Annotated in this window: 2 protein-coding genes; both read left to right on the forward strand. The window is 39.5% G+C overall.

Annotated elements, in window-relative coordinates; genetic code table 11:
* Positions 1-152, forward strand: a 152-nt coding sequence (locus BFP75_RS22695; RefSeq protein ID WP_165776574.1) for a transposase, incomplete at its 5' end; no start/stop codon positions are given.
* Positions 153-187: 35 nt separating this feature from the next.
* On the forward strand, positions 188-863 hold a 676-nt coding region (locus BFP75_RS10220), incomplete at its 3' end, for an IS3 family transposase (protein WP_240531761.1).

Here is an 863-nt window from a genome sequence, read left to right on the forward strand (position 1 = left end):
ACTATTGGCGCAAGAAGTACGGTGGTATGGAGCAACAGCAACTTAAACGATTGAAGGAACTGGAAGATGAGAACAATAGGTTAAAACAGATGTACGCAGATGTCAGTTTAGATAATAAGATGCTAAAGGACGTACTATCAAAAAAGTTCTAAGGCCTTCCGACAAGAGAGTTCGTGCAAAGTATCTCATCAAACAATATGTAATTCCCATCGTGCGTGCCTGTAATGTTGTCGACCTGAGCAGGTCAATGTGGTATTACCAGAGCAAAAGAGACGATAGCGAGGTCATAGATAAACTGACCGAGTTAGCGGAAGCCTATCCTACTAGAGGTTTTGATGAGTATTACTACAAGATCCGTCGTGAAGGTCTAAAATGGAACAGAAAGCGTGTATTGCGAGTATATCGTGATATGAAGCTCAGCCTTAGGCGTAAACATAAGAAGCGTTTGATAAAGCGTATAAAACAACCTTTGGAAACTCCATCGACTCTTAATGAATGCTGGAGTATGGATTTTATGAGCGATGCCCTTATAGATGGCAGAAAGCTGCGCGTGTTCAATGTTATAGATGATTGTAACCGTGAAGCTATTGCAATCAATGCAGGACTCTCGTACCCAGCTAGAGCGGTAGTGGAAACATTGGAAAACCTTAAAGAAGAAATAGGCACACCTAAATATGTCCGGTGCGACAATGGACCTGAATTTATATCTAGGACATTTATGAACTGGTGTACAAAAAACCATATAGAAATTAAATATACACAGCCCGGAAAACCAATGCAAAATGGTTACATAGAACGTTTCAATAGATTTTTCAGAGAAGATATACTAGATGCATATTATTTTAACGACATCTATCAACTTC

This window comes from Maribacter sp. 4G9, from assembly GCF_002742265.1.
GTDB lineage: Bacteria > Bacteroidota > Bacteroidia > Flavobacteriales > Flavobacteriaceae > Maribacter.